This window comes from Streptomyces sp. NPDC052064, from assembly GCF_055585925.1.
Genome location: NZ_JBVJJE010000020.1, coordinates 68605 through 87242, shown reverse-complemented (window position 1 = coordinate 87242; position 18638 = coordinate 68605). Strand labels below are relative to the sequence as shown.

23 protein-coding genes are annotated in these 18638 nt (G+C 71.4%); 10 read left to right on the top strand and 13 right to left on the bottom strand.

The window, feature by feature from the left end; genetic code table 11:
* Positions 1-57: 57 nt before the first annotated feature.
* On the bottom strand, positions 58-735 hold the full coding sequence (locus tag ACZ6TU_RS37640; RefSeq protein WP_467681506.1) for a helix-turn-helix domain-containing protein: 678 nt from the start codon (positions 733-735) through the stop codon (positions 58-60).
* A gap of 126 nt (positions 736-861) precedes the next feature.
* Between ACZ6TU_RS37640 and ACZ6TU_RS37635 the strand changes: the two genes are divergently transcribed.
* Together ACZ6TU_RS37635 and ACZ6TU_RS37630 are read left to right on the top strand one after the other, a co-directional pair.
* Positions 862-1383 (top strand): P-loop nucleotide/nucleoside kinase family protein, encoded by a 522-nt coding sequence (locus tag ACZ6TU_RS37635; protein ID WP_467681504.1) that lies wholly within the window; start codon positions 862-864, stop codon positions 1381-1383.
* 51 nt (positions 1384-1434) lie between these two features.
* Positions 1435-2052 carry an HAD family hydrolase gene (locus tag ACZ6TU_RS37630; RefSeq protein WP_469553276.1) on the top strand — a complete coding sequence of 206 codons (618 nt, stop codon included), beginning with the start codon at positions 1435-1437 and terminating at the stop codon, positions 2050-2052.
* Between the two features lie 2 nt (positions 2053-2054).
* Here the strand turns inward: ACZ6TU_RS37630 and ACZ6TU_RS37625 are convergent, their stop codons facing one another.
* Together ACZ6TU_RS37625 and ACZ6TU_RS37620 are read right to left on the bottom strand one after the other, a co-directional pair.
* Positions 2055-2579 carry a DUF6817 domain-containing protein gene (locus ACZ6TU_RS37625; RefSeq protein ID WP_467681550.1) on the bottom strand — a complete coding sequence of 175 codons (525 nt, stop codon included), beginning with the start codon at positions 2577-2579 and terminating at the stop codon, positions 2055-2057.
* A 113-nt stretch (positions 2580-2692) separates the two neighbouring features.
* Entirely contained in the window at positions 2693-3061 is a 369-nt protein-coding gene (locus tag ACZ6TU_RS37620) for a VOC family protein (protein WP_467681501.1), read from the bottom strand.
* 170 nt (positions 3062-3231) lie between these two features.
* Between ACZ6TU_RS37620 and ACZ6TU_RS37615 the strand changes: the two genes are divergently transcribed.
* A complete protein-coding gene (locus tag ACZ6TU_RS37615) occupies positions 3232-3894 on the top strand; it encodes a hypothetical protein (RefSeq protein WP_469553295.1) in 663 nt (220 codons plus the stop codon).
* 19 nt (positions 3895-3913) lie between these two features.
* Here the strand turns inward: ACZ6TU_RS37615 and ACZ6TU_RS37610 are convergent, their stop codons facing one another.
* A complete protein-coding gene (locus ACZ6TU_RS37610) occupies positions 3914-4567 on the bottom strand; it encodes a class I SAM-dependent methyltransferase (RefSeq protein ID WP_467681499.1) in 654 nt (217 codons plus the stop codon).
* Positions 4568-4715: 148 nt separating this feature from the next.
* Here ACZ6TU_RS37610 and ACZ6TU_RS37605 point away from each other — a divergent pair, with 148 nt between their 5' ends.
* The 4 genes from ACZ6TU_RS37605 (at position 4716) to ACZ6TU_RS37590 (ending at position 7285) form a co-directional block, all read left to right on the top strand.
* Positions 4716-5264, top strand: a complete 549-nt coding sequence (locus ACZ6TU_RS37605; RefSeq protein ID WP_469553273.1) for a DUF2269 domain-containing protein — start codon at positions 4716-4718, stop codon at positions 5262-5264.
* A gap of 69 nt (positions 5265-5333) precedes the next feature.
* The gene (locus ACZ6TU_RS37600; protein WP_307176024.1) at positions 5334-5921 is read left to right on the top strand and encodes a TetR/AcrR family transcriptional regulator; all 588 of its coding nucleotides are present in this window, start codon (positions 5334-5336) and stop codon (positions 5919-5921) included.
* Positions 5922-5926: 5 nt separating this feature from the next.
* The gene (locus ACZ6TU_RS37595; protein WP_469553271.1) at positions 5927-7108 is read left to right on the top strand and encodes a GDSL-type esterase/lipase family protein; all 1182 of its coding nucleotides are present in this window, start codon (positions 5927-5929) and stop codon (positions 7106-7108) included.
* A gap of 36 nt (positions 7109-7144) precedes the next feature.
* The gene (locus tag ACZ6TU_RS37590) at positions 7145-7285 is read left to right on the top strand and encodes a hypothetical protein (RefSeq protein WP_467681493.1); all 141 of its coding nucleotides are present in this window, start codon (positions 7145-7147) and stop codon (positions 7283-7285) included.
* A gap of 123 nt (positions 7286-7408) precedes the next feature.
* On the opposite strand, the gene ACZ6TU_RS37585 is transcribed toward ACZ6TU_RS37590, so the two are convergent.
* Positions 7409-7765 (bottom strand): winged helix-turn-helix transcriptional regulator, encoded by a 357-nt coding sequence (locus ACZ6TU_RS37585; protein WP_467681492.1) that lies wholly within the window; start codon positions 7763-7765, stop codon positions 7409-7411.
* A gap of 51 nt (positions 7766-7816) precedes the next feature.
* Between ACZ6TU_RS37585 and ACZ6TU_RS37580 the strand changes: the two genes are divergently transcribed.
* A complete protein-coding gene (locus tag ACZ6TU_RS37580; RefSeq protein WP_467681490.1) occupies positions 7817-8728 on the top strand; it encodes an NAD(P)-dependent oxidoreductase in 912 nt (303 codons plus the stop codon).
* 91 nt (positions 8729-8819) lie between these two features.
* Here the strand turns inward: ACZ6TU_RS37580 and ACZ6TU_RS37575 are convergent, their stop codons facing one another.
* From ACZ6TU_RS37575 to ACZ6TU_RS37555, 5 genes are all read right to left on the bottom strand, one after another.
* Entirely contained in the window at positions 8820-10856 is a 2037-nt protein-coding gene (locus tag ACZ6TU_RS37575) for a HelD family protein (RefSeq protein ID WP_469553268.1), read from the bottom strand.
* A gap of 41 nt (positions 10857-10897) precedes the next feature.
* Complete coding sequence (locus ACZ6TU_RS37570) at positions 10898-11536, bottom strand: TetR family transcriptional regulator (protein WP_467681486.1); 639 nt, start codon at positions 11534-11536, stop codon at positions 10898-10900.
* 39 nt (positions 11537-11575) lie between these two features.
* The gene (locus ACZ6TU_RS37565) at positions 11576-12661 is read right to left on the bottom strand and encodes a phosphotransferase (RefSeq protein WP_467681484.1); all 1086 of its coding nucleotides are present in this window, start codon (positions 12659-12661) and stop codon (positions 11576-11578) included.
* A gap of 192 nt (positions 12662-12853) precedes the next feature.
* The gene (locus tag ACZ6TU_RS37560) at positions 12854-13567 is read right to left on the bottom strand and encodes an HAD family hydrolase (protein ID WP_467681482.1); all 714 of its coding nucleotides are present in this window, start codon (positions 13565-13567) and stop codon (positions 12854-12856) included.
* Positions 13568-13596: 29 nt separating this feature from the next.
* On the bottom strand, positions 13597-14475 hold the full coding sequence (locus tag ACZ6TU_RS37555; protein ID WP_467681480.1) for a winged helix-turn-helix domain-containing protein: 879 nt from the start codon (positions 14473-14475) through the stop codon (positions 13597-13599).
* A 139-nt stretch (positions 14476-14614) separates the two neighbouring features.
* On the opposite strand from ACZ6TU_RS37555, the gene ACZ6TU_RS37550 reads away from it, so the two are divergent.
* A complete protein-coding gene (locus ACZ6TU_RS37550; protein ID WP_010036177.1) occupies positions 14615-14803 on the top strand; it encodes a hypothetical protein in 189 nt (62 codons plus the stop codon).
* A 38-nt stretch (positions 14804-14841) separates the two neighbouring features.
* On the opposite strand, the gene ACZ6TU_RS37545 is transcribed toward ACZ6TU_RS37550, so the two are convergent.
* From ACZ6TU_RS37545 to ACZ6TU_RS37535, 3 genes are all read right to left on the bottom strand, one after another.
* Positions 14842-15750, bottom strand: coding sequence for a FadR/GntR family transcriptional regulator (locus ACZ6TU_RS37545; RefSeq protein ID WP_467681478.1), 909 nt, complete (start codon positions 15748-15750; stop codon positions 14842-14844).
* A gap of 273 nt (positions 15751-16023) precedes the next feature.
* Positions 16024-17286: a GNAT family N-acetyltransferase gene (locus ACZ6TU_RS37540; protein ID WP_467681476.1), complete on the bottom strand. Its 1263-nt coding sequence runs from the start codon at positions 17284-17286 to the stop codon at positions 16024-16026.
* Positions 17287-17367: 81 nt separating this feature from the next.
* Entirely contained in the window at positions 17368-18000 is a 633-nt protein-coding gene (locus ACZ6TU_RS37535) for an RsiG family protein (RefSeq protein ID WP_467681474.1), read from the bottom strand.
* Positions 18001-18212: 212 nt separating this feature from the next.
* On the opposite strand from ACZ6TU_RS37535, the gene dtd reads away from it, so the two are divergent.
* Positions 18213-18638 (top strand): D-aminoacyl-tRNA deacylase, encoded by a 426-nt coding sequence (gene dtd / locus ACZ6TU_RS37530; protein ID WP_030242984.1) that lies wholly within the window; start codon positions 18213-18215, stop codon positions 18636-18638.

Sequence of the window (18638 nt, the reverse complement as noted above, 5' to 3'; positions counted from 1 at the left end):
AGGGTTCGGCTGAGGGTTGTGTGATCCGCGGCGGTACGGCCGGTGCCCTGGTCCGGCTCAGCCGGCCGTCCGCTGCGGGTCGGTGTCACTGCCGCCGGGGTCCTTGCGGGCCCGGCGGGTGGCGGACGTACCGCCGTTGTCCTTGCGAGCACGACGGGCGGGCGACGGTGGCGTACCGCTGTCGTCCTTGCGCGTACGGCGGGTCGCCGACGGTGACGCGGACGCGCCACCACCGTCACTGTCGCGGGTACGGCGCTCGGCGGGCCGGCCGCCGTCGGCCGTGCGGGTCCGTCGTATCCCGGTGCCGCCGTCGGGAGCGTCCCCGTCCCCGTCCGCCTCGTCTTCTGCGACCACGAGGTCGACGATCGCGGAGCCATCGCCGGTCCCGAACCCGTTCTCCTTGCGGAAGGACTCGTAGATCTGCAACAGCACCTGCTTCTGCCGCTCGTTCAGCGTCGGGTCCGCGAGGATGACGGCACGCGTCTCGACCTCGTCCCGGTCCCGCTCGGCGTCGAGGATGCCGGCCCGGACGTACAGCGTCTCGGCGGAGATCCGCAGGGCCTTGGCGACCTGCTGCAACACCTCCGCACTGGGCTTGCGCAGCCCGCGCTCGATCTGGCTGAGGTACGGATTGGACACCCCGGCGGCGTCGGCGAGCTGCCGAAGCGACAGCTGCGCGTTGCGCCGCTGTTCGCGCAGGTAGTCACCGAGATTGCCGACGTTGAGCGTTGCCATGCCTCCACAGTGCCGCACCCCGCTAACTATTGCAAGCACCTGCTTGCAATAGTGCGCCACACCACGCGCCCCGGCGTCACACCAAGTGCCCGTTCCCGCGCCCCGCACAGCGCTAGCGTTGGGCCCATGATCGTATGGATCAACGGCACCCACGGCGCGGGCAAGACGACGACCAGTGCACTCGTGCAGCAGCTGATCCCGGACTCACGGGTGTTCGACGCCGAGAAGGTCGGCGAGACACTCATGGACATCAAGCCCGGGCTGCCAGGGACGGACAACTTCCAGCACTGGCCACCGTGGCGGCCGCTCGTGGTCGAGACCGCCCGCCGCGTACTCGACTACACCGGCGGCACCCTGGTGATGCCCATGACCGTCCTGGTCGAGCAGTACTGGCGCGAGATCAGCACGGGCCTCGCCCGACACGACATCCCGGTGAGGCACTTCGTCCTCCACGCCGACCAGGACACCCTCCGCGGGCGCATCTTGGGGGACACCGTTCTCGGCCCCTCCTCATTCCGTCTCGAATACCTCGAGCCCTACGCCGAGGCGGCCCGCACGTGGCTGCACACCGAGGCCGAGGTCGTCGACACCACGCACATCACGCCTGCCCAGGCCGCCCAGCGGATCGCAGAGGACGTCAAGGGCTGAGGCCCGCCCGCCACTCGAACAGCCCACGGGGAGCTGGCATGATCGCGTCTCATGGATGGGTTGCCGTTCGACGCGGTGCTGTGTGACTTCGACGGCGTCGTGCACCTGTGGGACCCCGACGGAATGAACGCGCTGGACCGGTCCTGGGGACTGGCCGAGGGCACGCTGGCCGGCGCGGCCTTCGACGGCGAGCTTCTTCAAGCAGCCGTCACGGGCCGGCTCAGCGACGAGCAGTGGCGGCACCGGGTCGCGGAGGTCCTGGCACCCGCCTGCGGATCGCTCGCCCGGGCCCAGGACCTGGTCGGGGCGTGGAGCGGGCTCACCGGCCGGATCGACGCCGATGTCGTCGAACTGCTCGCCGCACTCCGCGGCAAGGTGCCGGTGGTCCTGGTCTCCAACGCCACCACCCGGCTGGAGACGTATCTCGCCTCAGTGGGGCTGGCGGAAGCCTTCGACGCGGTGATCAACACCGCCCGGATCGGAGTCGCCAAACCCGACCCGCGCGTCTTCGCGACAGCCGCCCAGCGGGTCCGGGCCGACGTGAAGCGCTGCCTGTTCGTCGACGACACCCTCACCCATGTCGACGCGGCCAGGGCGGCAGGCCTCACCGGCCTGCACTACCAACGCTTCGACCAGCTGCGGGACATGGTCGCGCCGCTGCTCGGCTGACGTCACCGGACCCCGGCGGCGAGCACCGTACGGCAGTCCGACCACGCGGGCCGGCTCAGCAGGGGCCGGAATCGGGTGAACAGGGCGAGGAGTTCGGCTCCCCACTTCTCGCGGAACGCGGAGTCGACGCGGGCGAGGTCGAGTTCGTTGGCGGCGGACAACTCGGCGAAGTCCCGCCGAAGTCGCGGCTCCGGAGTGTGGAGACGGCCCGTGAACCGATTCCGGAAGGCCCCGTCGGCATCCGCGAGCGTCGGATAGGTGGCCTTCCGGTCACACGACGCGTAGAGATGCACGATGGCTTCAGCCTCGGCACCGATCACCCCCGCGAGTTCGGTGCGGCTGTCCGGAGACAACAAGGCGGTGGGGAAGCCGTCGGTGCCGTAGAAGGCGTGACACAGGCCCGCGACCTGGAGGGCGGGCCGGGCGCCCCATACGGCGAGTTGTCCCCGGACGCGCTGGAGGTGGGCGAGGAGAGTGCCGCCCGGATGGGCGACGTCCGCGGCACCGAGCTCGCGCAGTAGCACCATGGCCTGGTCGGCAGCGGCAGAAGAAGCAGGCACAGGGTGGTGTCCTTCCGTCGCTACGGCGCCGGCACGCGGCCCGAGCAGCAGCAGGCCCGGCCCCATGCCCCTCTACCCCCTCACCCCCCGACAATGCAGAAGGGATGCCCCGCAGGATCCGTCAGCACCCGCCACCTGCCCTCGTTCGGCTGCTGCTCCGGCCTGCCCGCCCCGAGCTCCAGCAGCCGGGCCTCGGCCTCCTCCAGGTCCGTGACCCTGAAGCAGCAGTGCAGTTGCTGGGGCACGTCCTGGCCGGGCCAGCTCGGAGCCCGGTGGTCGGCGACCCGCTGGAAGCCGAGGGAGAGTTCGTCCCCACCGCCCAGCGAGGCGAATTCGGCGTTCGACTTCGGGTGCGGTTCGAGGCCGGTGGCCGCCTGGTAGAACGCCGCCAGTGCGAGAGGGTCAGGGCAGTCCAGGGTTATGGCGCTCAACTTCATCTGCACGGACATGCCGCCTCCAGGCCGATCATCGGTGGACACTCGCGATCACCCTAGAAGTGCCCCGGCCCAAAATTGTTCGACTGACAGGCCGAACGCGGCCATGATCCGCACTCGTGACGACTTCGCAGCAGGTTCTGGTCCGGGCCGCCGCCCGCAACAACGCCGGGTGGTGTGCGGCGATGTGCCGGGCGCACGGGGTGGCGGGCGAGTTCGGGAGCGAGGCGTGGGCCGCTGCGGGGCGGCCGCCGCCCTACTACCCCGACGCGGTGACGCTGGAGCCGGGCGCCGACCCGGACGCGCTCGTGGCGCGGGTCGACACGGACTCGCCCGGTGCCTCGGTCAAGGACAGCTTCGCCGATCTCGATCTGACGGGGGCCGGGTTCCGGGTGCTGTTCGAGGCGCGGTGGATCCACCGTCCGGCGGGTGCGGCCGCGCCCGCCCGCGCCCCCGGGCCGACGGATCTCGCGTGGGAGGTGGTGCGCGATCCGGACACGCTGCGCGCCTGGGCACTGGCCTGGGACGGCGGCGCGGGGAACGCGGACCTGTTCCGGAACGGGCTGCTCACCGACCCGGAGACCTTCGTGATCGCGGGGCGGTCCGGCGACGGGCGAGTCGTCGCCGGAGCGGTGGCCGGCCGCAGCGAGCACGTGGTCGGCGTATCCAACGTCTTCGGGCGGGACGGCGGGCCCGACGCCGCCTGGCCGGTCGTGCTGCACGCGCTCGACCGGCTCTTCCCCACCCTGCCCGTGGTCGGATACGAGAGCGGCGACGACCTGGAGACCGCCGTCCGGCACGGCTTCGAGCCGGTCGGCCCGTTGCGGGTGTGGCTGCACGGCGGGTAAGCGGCGGGGCCCGCCTCCGCTACTGCGGCTTGTACGCCAGGAACGTGCCGATCTGCCTCTTGGTCCCCTCGTCCGGCTCCTGCACCACCCGCGTCGTGACGACCAGTCCGGCCCGGTGGAGCAGTTCGGCGATCCGGTCCGGCGGCAGCAGGTACGACTCGTAGGACACCGGATGGTCGCCGTAGGCGTGCGACGGGCGCAGGTGCTCACCGGTGCCCACCGGGCCGGCCAGCATCAGCCGGCCGCCGGGTGCGAGGGTGCGGTGGAACTCGGCGTACACGGTCGGCAGCCACTGCGGCGGGGTGTGGTGGGTGGCGTAGTAGGCCAGGATGCCGCCGAGTTCGCCGCTGCCCATCTCCAGCGCGGTCATCGAGCCGACGGTGAAGCGGAGATCCGGGTACGCCGCCCGGGCCAGCTCGACCATCTCCGGCGACACGTCCACGCCGAACACCGGCACTCCCAGGGCGGCCAGGTGTGCCGTCACCTTGCCCGGGCCGCAGCCCAGGTCGGCCACCGGCCCGGGGTGAGGCGGCCGTACGAGCTCGACGAAGGCGGCCAGCATCGCGCGGGACACCGGGTCCAGCTCGGTCGGTTGCTTGACGAGTCGGGCGTAGTCGGCGGCGACGGTGTCGTAGGACTCTCGGACGGCTGTGAGATGGGAGGGTTCGGTCATGCCGTGAAGCTAGACGACGGCACCGACAGGGCCGGTCCGTCACGCCGAGGGAGTACATCCCGGTGCCCCGCCCGTACGCCGACGCCGGTACGCCGGTCTACTCCCGCCGTAAGACGCCTTCGCCACCCCCTCCCGGCACGGTGGCAGCGTGAAGCCGAAGCAGAAGTCCCACCCGATTCCGAAACTCGGCCGCCCGGCGCGCCGGGCCGTTCTCGTCGTCCACGTCACCGCCTCCGCGAGCTGGCTCGGGCTCACGCTCGGGCTCCTCGCGCTCGGGATCACCGCGGCCACCACCGGGTCCGCCGTGACCGTGGAGGCGTCCGTCCGGGCGATGAAGCTCTTCGCCGACCGGCTCCTGCTCCCCGCCGCGTTCCTCACGCTGCTCAGCGGACTGGTGCTGTCCCTGGGCACGCCGTGGGGACTCGCCCGGCACCGCTGGGTCTACGTGAAGTTCTGGCTGAGTCTCGCCACGACGAGCGCCACGGTGTTCGCCCTGCGCCCCGGGGTGAACTCCGCGGTCATCGCCGTCGCCGCCGGCGGGCCCCTGCCCGATGCCGGTGACGTGCTGTTCGGGCCGGTCGTCTCGCTGTCCGCCTACGTCTTCATGACGGCGATCTCCGTCCTGAAGCCCTGGGGGCTGACCGGGCGGGGAAGGAGGCTGCGGGCACCAGCCCGGCGTGCTCTTCAGGATGCCTAAGGCCATACTGGATTTGCCTAATACCATTAGGCAGATGCACACTCCCTTCTGGCAGAAGGGAGTGTCCGTATGGCACGCGTAGGACTGACACCGGAACGTCTGACACAGGCAGGTGCCGAGCTCGCCGACGAGGTCGGCTTCGAGCAGGTGACCGTCTCGGCGCTCGCCCGCCGGTTCGACGTCAAGGTCGCGAGCCTGTACTCGCACGTGAAGAACTCCCAGGACCTCAGGACCCGGATCGCCCTGCTCGCGCTCACGGAACTCGCCGACCGGGCCGCCGACGCCCTGGCCGGCCGGGCGGGCAAGGAAGCCCTGGCCGCCCTCGCGAACGTCTACCGCGACTACGCCCGGGAGCACCCCGGCCGGTACGCCGCGGCCCAGCTGCGGCTCGACCCGCAGACGGCGGCCGCGAGCGCCGGGGTGCGGCACGCGCAGATGACCCGGGCGCTGCTGCGCGGCTACGACCTGACGGAACCGGACCAGACCCACGCGGTCCGGCTGCTGGGCAGCGTCTTCCACGGGTACGTCAGCCTGGAGATGGGCGGCGGGTTCAGCCACAGCGCCCCCGACACCGACGACACCTGGGCCCGGATCCTCGACGCCCTCGACACGCTGCTGCGCAACTGGCCCGCGCCCCCTACCGACCCCCGAGGCTGAACACCATGCACACCGAGCACGACTGGATCACCACCCCCCTCACGGCGGACCTGCTGCGCGGCGCCCTCGACCTGGAGCGCACCGAACAGGGGCTGCTCCCGCACCGGCTGCCCGCCCGGGCCCGCGCGCAGAACACCAACGCGCAGCTGGCCATGGCCGAGGCCCAGCCCTCCGGGGTGCGGCTGGCGTTCCGTACCGCCGCGACCGCCGTCGAGCTGGACACGCTGCGCACCAAGCGCGACTACGTCGGTTTCCCGCCCCGCCCGGACGGCCTGTACGACCTCCTCGTCGACGGCCGTCCGGCCGGCCAGGCGGCGGGGACCGGTGGCAACGTCCTCACGATCGACATGGCCACCTGGGACGGCGAGGTGACGCAGGGCGCGGTCGGTACCGTCCGCTTCACCGGCCTGCCCGCGCGCGAGAAGGACGTCGAGATCTGGCTGCCGCACAACGAGACCACCGAGCTCGTCGCCCTGCGCACCGACGCGCCGGTGGAGCCCGTGCCGGACCGGGGCCGCAGGGTGTGGCTGCACCACGGCAGTTCGATCAGCCACGGCTCCGACGCCGCGAGCCCCACGGCCATCTGGCCCGCGATCGCCGCGTCCCTGGGCGGGGTGGAACTGGTCAACCTCGGTTTCGGCGGCAGCGCGATGCTCGACCCGTTCACCGCCCGTGCCATGCGGGACGCCCCAGCCGACCTGATCAGCGTCAAGTTGGGCATCAACATCGTCAATGGGGACGTGATGCGGCTGCGCGCCTTCGGTCCGGCCGTGCACGGTTTCCTCGACACGATCCGCGACGGGCACCCCGACGCACCCCTGCTGGTCGTCTCCTCCATCCACTGCGCCATCCACGAGGACACGCCCGGGCCCACGGCCCCGGACGTCAGCGCGCTCGGTGAGGGCCGGCTGCGGTTCGCCGCGATGGGCGACCCGGCGGAGGTGCCCGCCGGGAAGCTGACGCTCGGCGTCATCCGGGAGGAACTGTCCCGCATCGTCCGGCAGCGCGCCGCCGACGACCCGAACATCCACTACCTCGACGGCCTCGACCTCTACGGCGCGTCCGACGCGGCCCGACTCCCCCTCCCCGACGAGGTCCACCCGGACGCCGCCACCCACCGCCACATCGGCGAACGCTTCCACGAACTGGCCTTCACCGGAGACGGCCCCTTCACCCCGGGCTCCTGACTCGTGCGGCGGTGTCCACACCCTGTGGACACCGCCGTGACTGAGGGCAGGACCGGCCCCGACTACGACCGGCTCATCGACACGCTCGCCGACACCTGCGCCGGTGACGACCAGGCGGCCCTGGCCCGGCTGTTCGCCGACCCCCACCTCGCGGTGCCGGGGCATCTGACCGGCTGACGAGCCGGACAGGGCCGAACACCCACTTTTTTGTGGGTACTTGGCAGCGGGCCGACGTGGGGCGAACCTGGTGGTGGGCGTCGGTGAGGGCCGGATACCGAAGGGACGGAGGTGACGTGGACGTCAGGAGGCCGAGCGGGCGGCCTGCGTCTCGGCCAGGTTCTCCAGGCGCCGGTGGCCCCAGTCGGACAGCGGAGCCAGTGCCTCGGCGAGTTCACGGCCGAACGGGGTCAGGGAGTAGACCGTCTTCGGCGGCAGCACGTCGTACACCTCCCGGCGCACCAGCCCGTCCGTCTCCATCTCCCGCAGCGCCTCGGTCAGCACCTTCTCGGTGAGGCCCGGCAGCCGCCGGCGCAGTTCCGCCGGGCGGTGCGGGCCCGACTCCAGCAGCCAGATCAGGGTCGTCTTCCACTTGCCGTCGATCACGGCGATCGCGGCGGTCACTCCGCAGACGTTCAGGTCCTGGCGCCGACGCGTCATCTTTTAATCCCATTCATCATCAATTGTTCATGCCAGCAAGGAAGTTCAACCGTGTCCACGTACAGCACGCCCTCGTCCCCGGAACATTCCGCCCGGCCCGCCGTCACCGCCCTCGGTCTCGGCCCGATGGGCCGCGCGCTGGCCGGTGCCCTCCTGGACGCGGGGCTGCCGACCACGGTCTGGAACCGCACCCCGGGCAGAGACCGGGAACTCGTCGACCGTGGGGCGGTGGGCGCCGGCTCGGCGGCTGAGGCAGTCACCTCCGGTGAGGTGGTCGTCGTCTGCGTGGTGAACTACGACGCCGTCGACGCCGTCCTGCGCCAGGACGACGTGGCCGCCGCCCTCAAGGGCCGTACGGTGGTGAACCTGACCGCCGACACCCCGGCCCGGGCCCGCGACACCGCCGACTGGGCCGCCGCGCACGGCGTCCGCTACCTGGACGGCGCGATCATGACCCCGACGACGACCATCGGCACGCCCGACGCCGTGTTCCTGCACAGCGGACCGGCGGACCTCTTCGAGGAACTGGCGCCCGTGCGCCAGGCGTTGGGCGGCACCCACACCCACCTCGGCGAGGAGACCGGCCGGGCCGCGGCCTACGACATCGCCCTGCTGGACATCTTCTGGACGGCGATGGCGGGCTACGCGCACGCCCTGGCGGTGGCCCGCGCCGAGGGCATCACCGCCGGCGAGCTGGCGCCCTTCGCCCAGGGCATCGGCGCGATCCTGCCGCCGCTGTTCGCTGAGACCGCGGCGGACATCGACGCCGGCACGTACTCCGGCGAGGGCAACCCGCTCACCTCGGCGGTGTCGTCCATGGCCCACGTCGTCCACGTCTCCGAGGCCCACGGCATCGACGCCGGCGTCATGCGCGCGGCCGAGGGCATGGCCCGCCGCGCGATCGGGCTCGGGCACGGGACGGACGGTTTCATCCGGATCGCGGAGGTCATCGGGCGAGGGTGAACCCTCAGGAGGGCCGGACCTCCTCGGCCGGCTCGGCCCGGGCGGCGCCGCGCAGGGCATGATCCGCCGGACAGGCCCTGATCCTCCCGGCCTAGAACGGCAACGGCCTCCCCCGCACCACCTCCAGCCGTGACACCGCCCGCGTCAGCACCACGTACAGCCGGTGCAGCCCCCGTTCCTCCGCCTCGGCGATCGTCGCCGGCTCGACGGCCACGACATGGTCGTACTCGAGGCCCTTGACGACGCTCGCCGGTACCAGGGACACCCGCGCGCCGAGTTCCTCCGGGCCCGCCGCCTCGATGCCGGCCGCTTCCAGGGCCGCCCGCATCCGGGGTACGTCCGCGTCCGCCGCGACGATCCCGACCGATCCCTCCCGCGCCAGTGCGTCCCGTACAGCCTCCACGACCGCTCCGGGCACGCCGTCCGGGGGCGTCTCCCGCATCCGCAACTCCCCGTCGACGCGCAGCGAACGGGCCGCCGGAACGTCCACGTCCAGCCGTTCCAGCAGCCGGTTGGCGAGGCCGACGACCGCCCGTGGCACGCGGAAGCCGGTGGTCAGCTCGACCACGGCCGCGTCCGGTTTCCCCAGGTGCGCCAGGACCGTCCGCCACGACCGTGCCGCCCACGGTGTCGTCCCCTGCGCCAGGTCGCCCAATACCGTCAGCGAGCCGAAGGGGGCCCGGCGGGCGATGGCCCGGCACTCCATCGGGGACAGGTCCTGCGCTTCGTCGACGACGACGTGCCCGTATCCCTCCGGGTGCTCGATCAGCCCGGCGACCTCGTCGAGGAGTACCAGATCGGCGGCCGACCAGCGCGCCGACTTCCACGACCGGGGCGGCTTGCGCCACAGCAGCGCCCGCTGCTCACCGGGGTCCAGCAGCCCGTCGGCGGCCTCGGCCAACACCGCGGGATCGCTGAGCAGTCCGGCCACGACCTCCTCGGGCCGCACCCGGGGCCAGACGGCGTCGACGTACGCGGACAGCGGCCGCGCCCGCTCGACCCGGCGCACCCAGGCGTTGCTCTGCGGCCCGGCCCGCCGCTCGGCCTGCTCGCGTACCGACCGCACGATCCGCGACCGCACCCGCTCCCGTCCGACCCCGTACGGCGGTTCCTCCTCCCGCACCCGGGCCACGATGCGCGCCAGCTCCGCCGCCGGCACCCGCCACCGATACGCCCCGTCGGGCACGGCGAGCCCTTCGCCGCCACCGCCGTCGGCGCGCACGCGCGCGTACAGGGCCCGCCGCAGCACCTCGGCCGTCCGGGCGTCGTGCTTGACGGCGGCAGCCGCCGGCTCGTCGCGGCCGCCGACCGGGTGCCGTGCGATCTCCTCGGCCAGGGTCGACTGCCGCACACCGGACTCGCCGAGGGACGGCAGGACCTCCGCGATGTACGACAGGAAGGTGCGGTTGGGCCCGAGGATCAGCAGACCGCCGCGCCGGATGCGCTGCGGGTGCGTGTAGAGCAGATACGCGGCCCGGTGCAGCCCGACGGCGGTCTTGCCGGTGCCGGGCGCCCCCTGCACGCACACCGACACCGCCAGGTCCCCGCGTACGAGGTCGTCCTGCTCGGGCTGGATGGTCGCGGCGATGTCCCGCATGGGCCCGACCCGGGGCCGTTCGATCTCCCGGGCGACGATCTCACTGGTCCGCGCATCGCCCTCCCCGAGGTGCTCGTCCTCCAGGCCGGTGAGGTCGTCGGAGTCGCCCCGGCTGCCGGGCGCCCACCCGAACCGCCGGCGCACGGCGACGCCCTGTGGATCGCGTGCGGAGGCCTGGTAGAACGCCCGCGACACGGGGGCACGCCAGTCGACGACGAGAGGCGGTTCGGCCGGATGCTCGGTGATCCGCAGCCGCCCGATGTGCAGCGCCTGCCCGGCGGCTTCACCACCGTCGTAGTCCAGCCGTCCGAAGAACAACGGGCCCTCGGGCAGTTCGCGCAGCGCCTTGGACCGGCTGCGCAGCCGGTACCCGAGAACCTCGGCGTCGGCACCCGACGCGGAGACGTCCTCGCCGATGACGACCTGCTCGTCGGCTCCCTCGACCATCGCGGCGAGGGCGGCCCGGCAGCGGTCGTGGTGGGCGCGTTCACGGCTGAGAGTGTGCTGAAGGTCGGGTTCGGTCGACGTCATTCCACCGAGCGTACCGAAAGAATGTAACCGAGTTAAATTTATTACTCAGTATCGCTACCGAGCCGGCCCGCCCGGACTCGCGGCGGCAGCCCCGCCGCCAGCCATCCGAAGGCCCGCTCCGCCGCCGCCACCGCGTCCGCCCGTACGTCCGCCACCCCCTCCCCCGCCGCGATCCGCCGCCAGTTCTCCATCGCGAGGATCCGCCGCACGGCCATGATCTGCCCGGCCGCGAGCCGCGCGTCCAGATCACCCCCGAGCACCTCGGCGAGCGCGGCCTCGGCCCGCTCCTGATGCGTGTGCGCCCGGGCGACCAGGGAGGGCGTCCCGTAGAGCAGTCCGTGGAAGGCGAGCACCCGCGGATCGTCGTTCAGCCCGGTCACGGGATCGCACCGCTCCAGCCCCTCCAGAAAGTGCCGCCGCAACGCCTCCACGGGCTCCCCCTCCGCCTCGGCAACCACGCGCGCGGCCTCCCCCTCGTGGTCGGCGATCCGGTACAGCACCAGATCCTCCTTCGCCGGGAAGTACCGGAACAGCGTCGGCTTGGAGATCTCGGCCGCCGCCGCCACCTCGGCGACGGACACCGCGTCGAACCCCTTCTCCAGGAACAGCCGGATCGCGATGTCCGACACGACCTGGTACATCCGCTGCTTCTTGCGCTCACGCAGCCCGATCTCACTCATGCGGCGAGCCTACGCAGTACGGCGAGGCGGGAGTCCGCGTCAGGAAGCGCCCGACTCGGTGAGCACGGGCCGATCCTCCTGCGCCGCCTCCCGATCCCCCTCCACGGCCTCCCGTTCGCCGCGCCAGCGGATCAGCGCGGCCATGATCTGCGAACGGCTCGGCACCTGTGCAAGGCCCAGCGGTTGTGCGGCGGCGGCGAGGATCTTCTGCAGCTTGCCGGCGGCCACGGGCAGCGCCACCCAGTTGAAGCCCGCGTCCTCGCGCAGGGACAGCGACACCCGGATGACATCGGTGAAGACCGACTGCGCCCGCTTGAAGTCCAGGATCAGTGACAGGTCCCTCTCCCACCCGGACGAGCTGCCCGGCCGGATCCTCTCGGCCAGGTCGCACCATTCACGGACCATACGGCTCTCCTGATCGCCCGGATAGCGCATCAGGTAGAGGTGGGTGGCCAGGTCGTAGAGCGGATCGCCCAGCATCGCCAGCTCCCAGTCGATGGCCCAGAGCCGGCCCTTCGGATCGAGGACGAAGTTCTCACGGTGCAGATCCGCGTGCAGGAGACAGAACGGACGCTCCTCAAGCCCCAGCACGTGCTTCTTCAGCAGGGTGAACGATTCGTCCGAGAGACCGAGCGCGCGGAAGAGGCCGGCGAACGCCGTGTGGTTCTTCCTGTAGACCTGTTCCTCGACGAAGACGATCAGACGTTCCAGAAAGCCGTCGCTGTCCCCGTCCTCGGCGCGGTCCCGGTCCTCACAGCGCCGCTCCACGCTCAGCATGTCCGGCGTGACCCGCACCATCTCCCGGAAGAGGTCGACGATCTGGTCGAACGCCGCCTCGGGAACGCGCCGCCCCGGCCGCCGCTGCTCACCGAGCGTCCGCCCCTCGATGAAGCCCTGAAGTGCCATGCCGGCGACATCGACGATGCCGGGGACACGGCTGATGTGCCCCTGGAGGGCGCGCAGCAGCTCCTCCTCCGACCTGAAGCACCTCCGGTCGAACCACAGGATCTCGGAGCGCGGCTCACGGACCTTGACGGTGCGCGTCCCACCGGGCAACGCGAGGACGTAGGTCTCGTGGTGGTACCCCTTGAGCGGCCCCTCGACCAGGTTCGGGTCGCCGCTCATCTCGACTGCTCGCTGCCGAGCACCGGAGACCGATGGGGGTGTCATTGGGTGGTTCAGCCTGCCCCGGTGGTGCGGATGGTGTAAGGGGGAAGGCACGTTACTCCACCGGACGCCGTGATCAGGGGAGAACCCGGCCATCGAGCCGAACTCGTCCCCTCCCGGGTGACCCGGGCGCCCGCACGAACAGCGGGCCTAGCCGCGCAGCAACTCCAGGAGTGGCTCCAGGGACTCGACCACGGTGTCGGCTCCCGCTTCCCTCAGGCTCTTGGCTTTTCGGGGGTTGCTCGCGTACCCGAGGAACGGCACCCCGGCCCGTGCCGCGGCCTCGCGGTCCGAGGGGGTGTCGCCGATCATCAGGGCGTCGGCCGGGGCGGCACCCATGGCGTTCAGCGCCCGGTTGAGGCAGTGAGGGTCCGGCTTCAGGTGGCGGAGTTCCTGCATGCGGCCGTAGATATGGGGGGCGAAGCAGCCGACGAGGCCCCGGCCTTCGAGGTACTTGCGCACCACCCGCGGGGAGTTGTTGGTGGCGATCGCGAGGCCGGAGCCCACCGCCGACCAGGTGCGTATCAGCGGATCCGCGTACGGGGTCGGCATCGCCGAGGACGCGGCCCGCAGCTCCTCCTGGGTAAGGCGTTCCTCCAGCTCCGCGACGAGATCGCTGCCGGGATGTCTGCGGTCCACGGCGCGCAGGACGACCTGCGGGTCGAGCGACTCGCGTTCCGTCTCCGTCAGCAGGCCGTGCAACCCCCGGCTCTCCAGCCAGGACACCAGGTCGCTCGCCACCCGGTCCGCCGAGTGCCCGGCGAACAGCCGGCAGATGGGCCCGTCGAAGTCCCAGAGCACGACACGGGCGCCTTTGATCAGAGTCAGGAGGTGGTGCTGATCGTTCTCGGTGTCGACTGTCACCGAACCAGTCTGCGTCGTATCAGAAGTCACTAGGAGAGTGTCAGGTCCGTGGTGATGGTTTCCCAGAGGGCGTCGAACCACTTCTGGGATTCCTGCACGAACGCCGCGTCCCGCAGGCCCGCCTGTTTCACGAAGGAGAAGAGGAGCGACTGGGAGCCGAGGACGTCGTACATGTCCAGGGTCTGGCTGCCCCACTCCTCCGCGCGCCTGGTCAGCATGTAGTAGCCGATCAGTGCCTCCTCCTGGTTGAGCAGGTACAGCTTCACCGGTGGGGTGAAGGGCAGCGCGCGGAACGTGACGTGGACGTCGATGCCGTGGGTGGAGCGCAGGGCGAGCAGGTTGTGCTGGAGGACCTGGCCCTGGGCGTTGCGCATGGACAGCCAGCGCTGGTGGACGGGGTTGTCGTCCCCGTGCGCCTCCACGGGGACGGGGAAGGCCAGCTCGATGTCCCGGGAGGGGACCAGGATGCGGACGTCGATCGACTCGGGGTGGATGCGGCCCTCGTGGATCAGGCGGAGCGGCTCGCCGATGGCGACCATCAGGGTCTCCGCGGTGTGGCAGACGACGTCGACGCGGACCCGGCGGGCCGAGAACGCCTGGGTGAGCCGCGGTGCCAGGCCCACCATCGTCGGCTGGGGCTCGCCGCGGGCCGGGGCGGGCGCGGCGATCCGCGGCGGACTGCCCTTGCTGACGTTGGTGAGGAGGCCGTCCTCCTGGAGCGCCCGCAGGGCCTGGCGGACGGCGCCGCGTTCCACGCCGAACTCCTCCGCCAGTTCGGCCTGGGTGGGCAGGCGGTCGCCCGGCTTGAGCTCACCGGCGCGGATACGTTCCCGCAGGATGTCGGCGATCTTCTGGGGCGAGAGCCTGCTGCTGCCGTTCACTGCCACGTTCTCCTGGGTCACGACCAAACGCTACAACTCTGATCCATCTGACGGGAGTTGTTTGAAAGTTGTTTATTACTAGCGACCAAGTGGGGACAACTTAATCAGAGTTGGTTGCCAACTTACCCGAGTTGGCGGAAGTTTTGCTTCCGAAGGGGGAACTCCGATGCCCGCCCTCGCTCTCCTCTCCGCCGCCTTCGTCGTCGCCTTCGAGCAGCTCGTCCAGTGGAAGTACGGTCCGGCCGGAATCGTCGGCCTGATCCTTCTCACCGTAGGCATCAAGGCCAAGAGCCCGGCCGTCAGCTCCGCCGGAGCGGTCGTGCTCGCGCTGCTGATGACGGGCCCCGCCCGATGAGTCACCGCGCCACCCCGGATCAACCACCGTGGGAGACGTCAGCTCGTGAGCACCAGCTCCGAACTGATCGTCTCCCACAGCGCGTTGAACCACAGGTGCGACTGCTCGACGAGCGTCGTGTCGCGCAGGCCGGGCCCCTGCTGGAAGGAGAACAGCATCGACTGGGTGCCCTGGGCGTCGTACATCTCCAGGTGCTCGTGGTCGATCTCGGCCTCCCGGCGCATCAGCGTGTAGTACGCGAACAGCGCCTCGGTGTTGTTGAGCAGGTACAGCTTCACCGGCGGGGTGAAGGGCAGCGCCCGGAACGTGACGTGCACGTCGATGCCGTGCGTGGAGCGCAGGGCCAGCAGGTTGTGCTGGAGGACCTGCCCCTGGGCGTTGCGCATCGCCAGCCACCGCTCGTGCACCCAGTCGTCGTCGCGCCCCTCGACCGGTACCGGGAAGGCGAGGTCGATGTCCCGGCTCGGCAGCAGGACCCGGACGTCGACCTTGGCCGGTTTCAGCCGTCCGGCGTGGATCTGCCGGAGCGGCTCACCGATGGCGAGCGTGAGGGAGATGGAGGTCAGGCACACGGCGTCGATCTCGACGTGCTCCGCCGCGAAGGCCGCGGCGATCCGGGGCGCGAGGGCCACCGTGGTGGGCAGCGGCGGGGCTTCCGGGCCGGTCAGCGCCCTGGCGGGGTCGGGGGCTACGGTCGCCGGGCTGCCCTTGGACACGTTGGTGAGCAGCCGCTCGGACTGGAGGGTGCGCAGGGCCTGGCGCACGGCACCGCGCTCGACTCCGAACTCGTGGGCCAGCTGGGCCTGGGTGGGCATGCGTTCGCCCGGCCGCAGTGCTCCTGACCTGATCCGGGCGCGCAGTTCGTCGGCCACCTCGTGATGTGTTCTCTGTGGCCGTTGCGACCTCTTCCGTCCATGGACGGGGGTGTGTTCCGGGTCCACATCCAAACAGTACAACTTCCCGCCATCTTCCGGCAGTTCAGCACCAGGTGGTTATGAGCCGCTTCCAAGCGGAGATAAGTACAGTGAAGTTGGTCGCCAACTTGAGCGACATGGTCAGACCTTCAAGGGGTTGGCCATCCACCGTGGGGCTCCCTTCCGGAGGGGAGCCGGGAGCCCCGGCCGGCCGGCGTCACCGCCGGTCGACACCACCGCACAACAACCACAACCGAACAGCTCGCTACGGATGCGGGATCCCTGTCGTCGGCGGAAGGGGGCGGCTCAGAACACGTCCGGGCACCAAGGCCGCCTGGACGTACGCAGCAGGGCGTCGGCCTTCCGGGCGGCGCCCGCTCGTTCTTCCTGGACCCGGCCCAGCGCCGCCAGCCGCACCGCCGACTCGTCCCCGAGCCACAGCGCCCCCAACTCGGCCGGCCCGAGCGTGATGTCCGCACTCTCGGTGGTCGGCGTGCAGGACGCCCCGTCGGCCGAGGCCTCCAGCCGGTAGCGCCCCCCGGTCAGACCGTCCACACCGGCGACCTCCAGCACCAGCGTCCCCTCCCCCTCGTACGTCCGCGCCTCCAGCGCCCGTACGACGTCGAGGATCCGCACCCACAGCCAGTCCGCCAGCGAGGTGATCCTGGCCGCCCGCGGATCCGGCAGGAGGAACGGGAGCAGGTCGTCGGGCGCCCGCCAGCCGCTCTTGACGTTCACGACCCAGTCGATGGAGCACAGGTACTGCCACAGGGCGCGCTCCGCGGCCGGTGTCGCGCCGAGCAGCCACTTCACGGTGGCCGTGTTCAACGGCTGCTTGGCGTCACCCCAGTTGTCGTCGACCTCGTAGGCGGCCATGCCCTCGACCTCGCCTGACGCCGAGCGGTACACGGCGAAGAAGGGCAGCTTCCATGTCGGGTCGAACCGCAGGACGCCGGTGTTGAGCTTCCACCACACCTCGTCGCGGGTGATGAGGCCGGGCTGGGTGCGGCGCAGCCGCTCGTGCAGTTCCGGGCCGAGCTTGCGGACGTCCTCGCCGTCCACCAGGTCGATCCGCCCGCCGTCCGCCGGGCCCGCCCAGCGGGCGTCGAGACCGGCGCGCGGCACGTCGACCGTCCACTCGGACATCCAGGTCGCCGGCCCGAAGCCGTACCGGCCGTAGATCGGGTACTCGGCGGCGATCAGCGTCGCGACGACGTCCCCGCGCTCCTTCGCGGCCGCCAGGTCCCGCGCCATCATCCGGCTGAGCAGCCCGCGGCGCCGGTGCGTGGCGGTGACGGTGACGCCCGAGACGGCGTCGGCCGGGACGGTCGCCCCGCCCACGGCCGTGAGCTCCTGGCCGAAGGACCGGAAGGTCGCCACACACCGGCCCCCGTCGAAGGCACCGAGGTAACGGCCGGGGACGAACTGCCCGCGACGCCCCTCGATCTCCTCCTCGGACAGGACCGGCACCCGCAGGAAGCCGGTACTCACGGCACGCAGCCAGTCGGCGAACTCGGCTTCGGTGATCGGGCGTACGTCGATGCCGTCGGCACGGGAAGTGGGGGCCATGGAATCACGCTAGGCGGAGGGCCGGTCGGTGTCGCGCAAATATCCGACCCGCCGGCCCTCCCCCTGGGCCCTCGGAGCGACTCACACGAGCAGGTCGTCGACCTGAGCCTCCCCCTCGCGGTACCGGCGCGCGATCTCCGCGCTGCACTCGTCGGCCGTGCGCTGGAGCCGCTGCCGCCGCCGGGAGACCTGCTGCTCGTAGCGCACGAGCCGCGCCATCGCGGTGTTCAGCTCCAGGTCCGTCCGGGCGTCCAGGTCGGACAGCTCGACCTCGGCGAGCATCTCCGCGGCCAGCCGCCGGTACTCCTCGCCCTGCGGTGTCCCCAGGGTCACGTGGCGGGCGGAGGAGCGGTGCCGGGCCGGGGCGTCCCGCAGGATCTCCGCGAGCCGCTCCACGACGGACGCCTCCGCGGGTACGGCGACGGAAGCCGCGTCCACCGGGGTGCGCCGCGTCAGCTCCGCCCGCAGGATGTCGATCCGCCCCTGGAGCAGCCGCCGTACGTAGCTGAGGTCGGCTTCGTCGCGCTGGGCCTCGCGGCGCAGCCTGCGCAGCTCGGGCAGGCTCAGCGCGGCCAGACCGGGTTCGGGTGCGTCGGAGGGCAGCGGCGGACTGTCGGTGCGCTGTGTGGGCGGCCGGTGGTACTCCGACGCCCCGATCCCCGTGTGGCTCGTCCAGACAGCCCCCAGCGGATGCCCGGTGCTTGATGTGCTCATGTGCCTCAACCGTCCCCTCGACCGGTGTGTGAAAGCATCGTGCCACCCCAAGTGGCCGCTATGGGAACGAGTGCCCCCGATAGACCCCAGATGGGCTGTTAAGCAGCAAAATACGGCCGTGCGCGGCCTGTTGGAGCCTCGCGCAAACCACCCTTTAGGGCCATGCGCGAACCACCGGCGGCCGCGCGTTCACCGCCCTGCATGATGGACCTATGCGAGCAGTGGTGCAGAGGGTCGACGGCGCGAGCGTCGTCGTGGACGGCGAGACCGTAGGGGCGATCGAAGGCGAGGGACTGTGTGTCCTCGTCGGCGTCACGCACGAGGACACCAAGGAGAAGGCGGCCCAGCTGGCCCGCAAGCTCTGGTCGATCCGCATGCTGCACGACGAGAAGTCGTGCAGCGACATCGACGCCCCGCTCCTGGTGATCAGCCAGTTCACCCTTTACGGCGACGCCCGCAAGGGCCGCCGCCCCACCTGGAACGCCGCCGCCCCCGGAGACGTCGCCGAACCGCTCGTCGACGAGGTGGTCGCCCAGCTGCGCTCGCTGGGCGCGACGGTGGCCACGGGCCGCTTCGGCGCGGCGATGCGGGTGTCCCTGACGAACGACGGCCCGTTCACCGTGCAGATCGAAATCTGA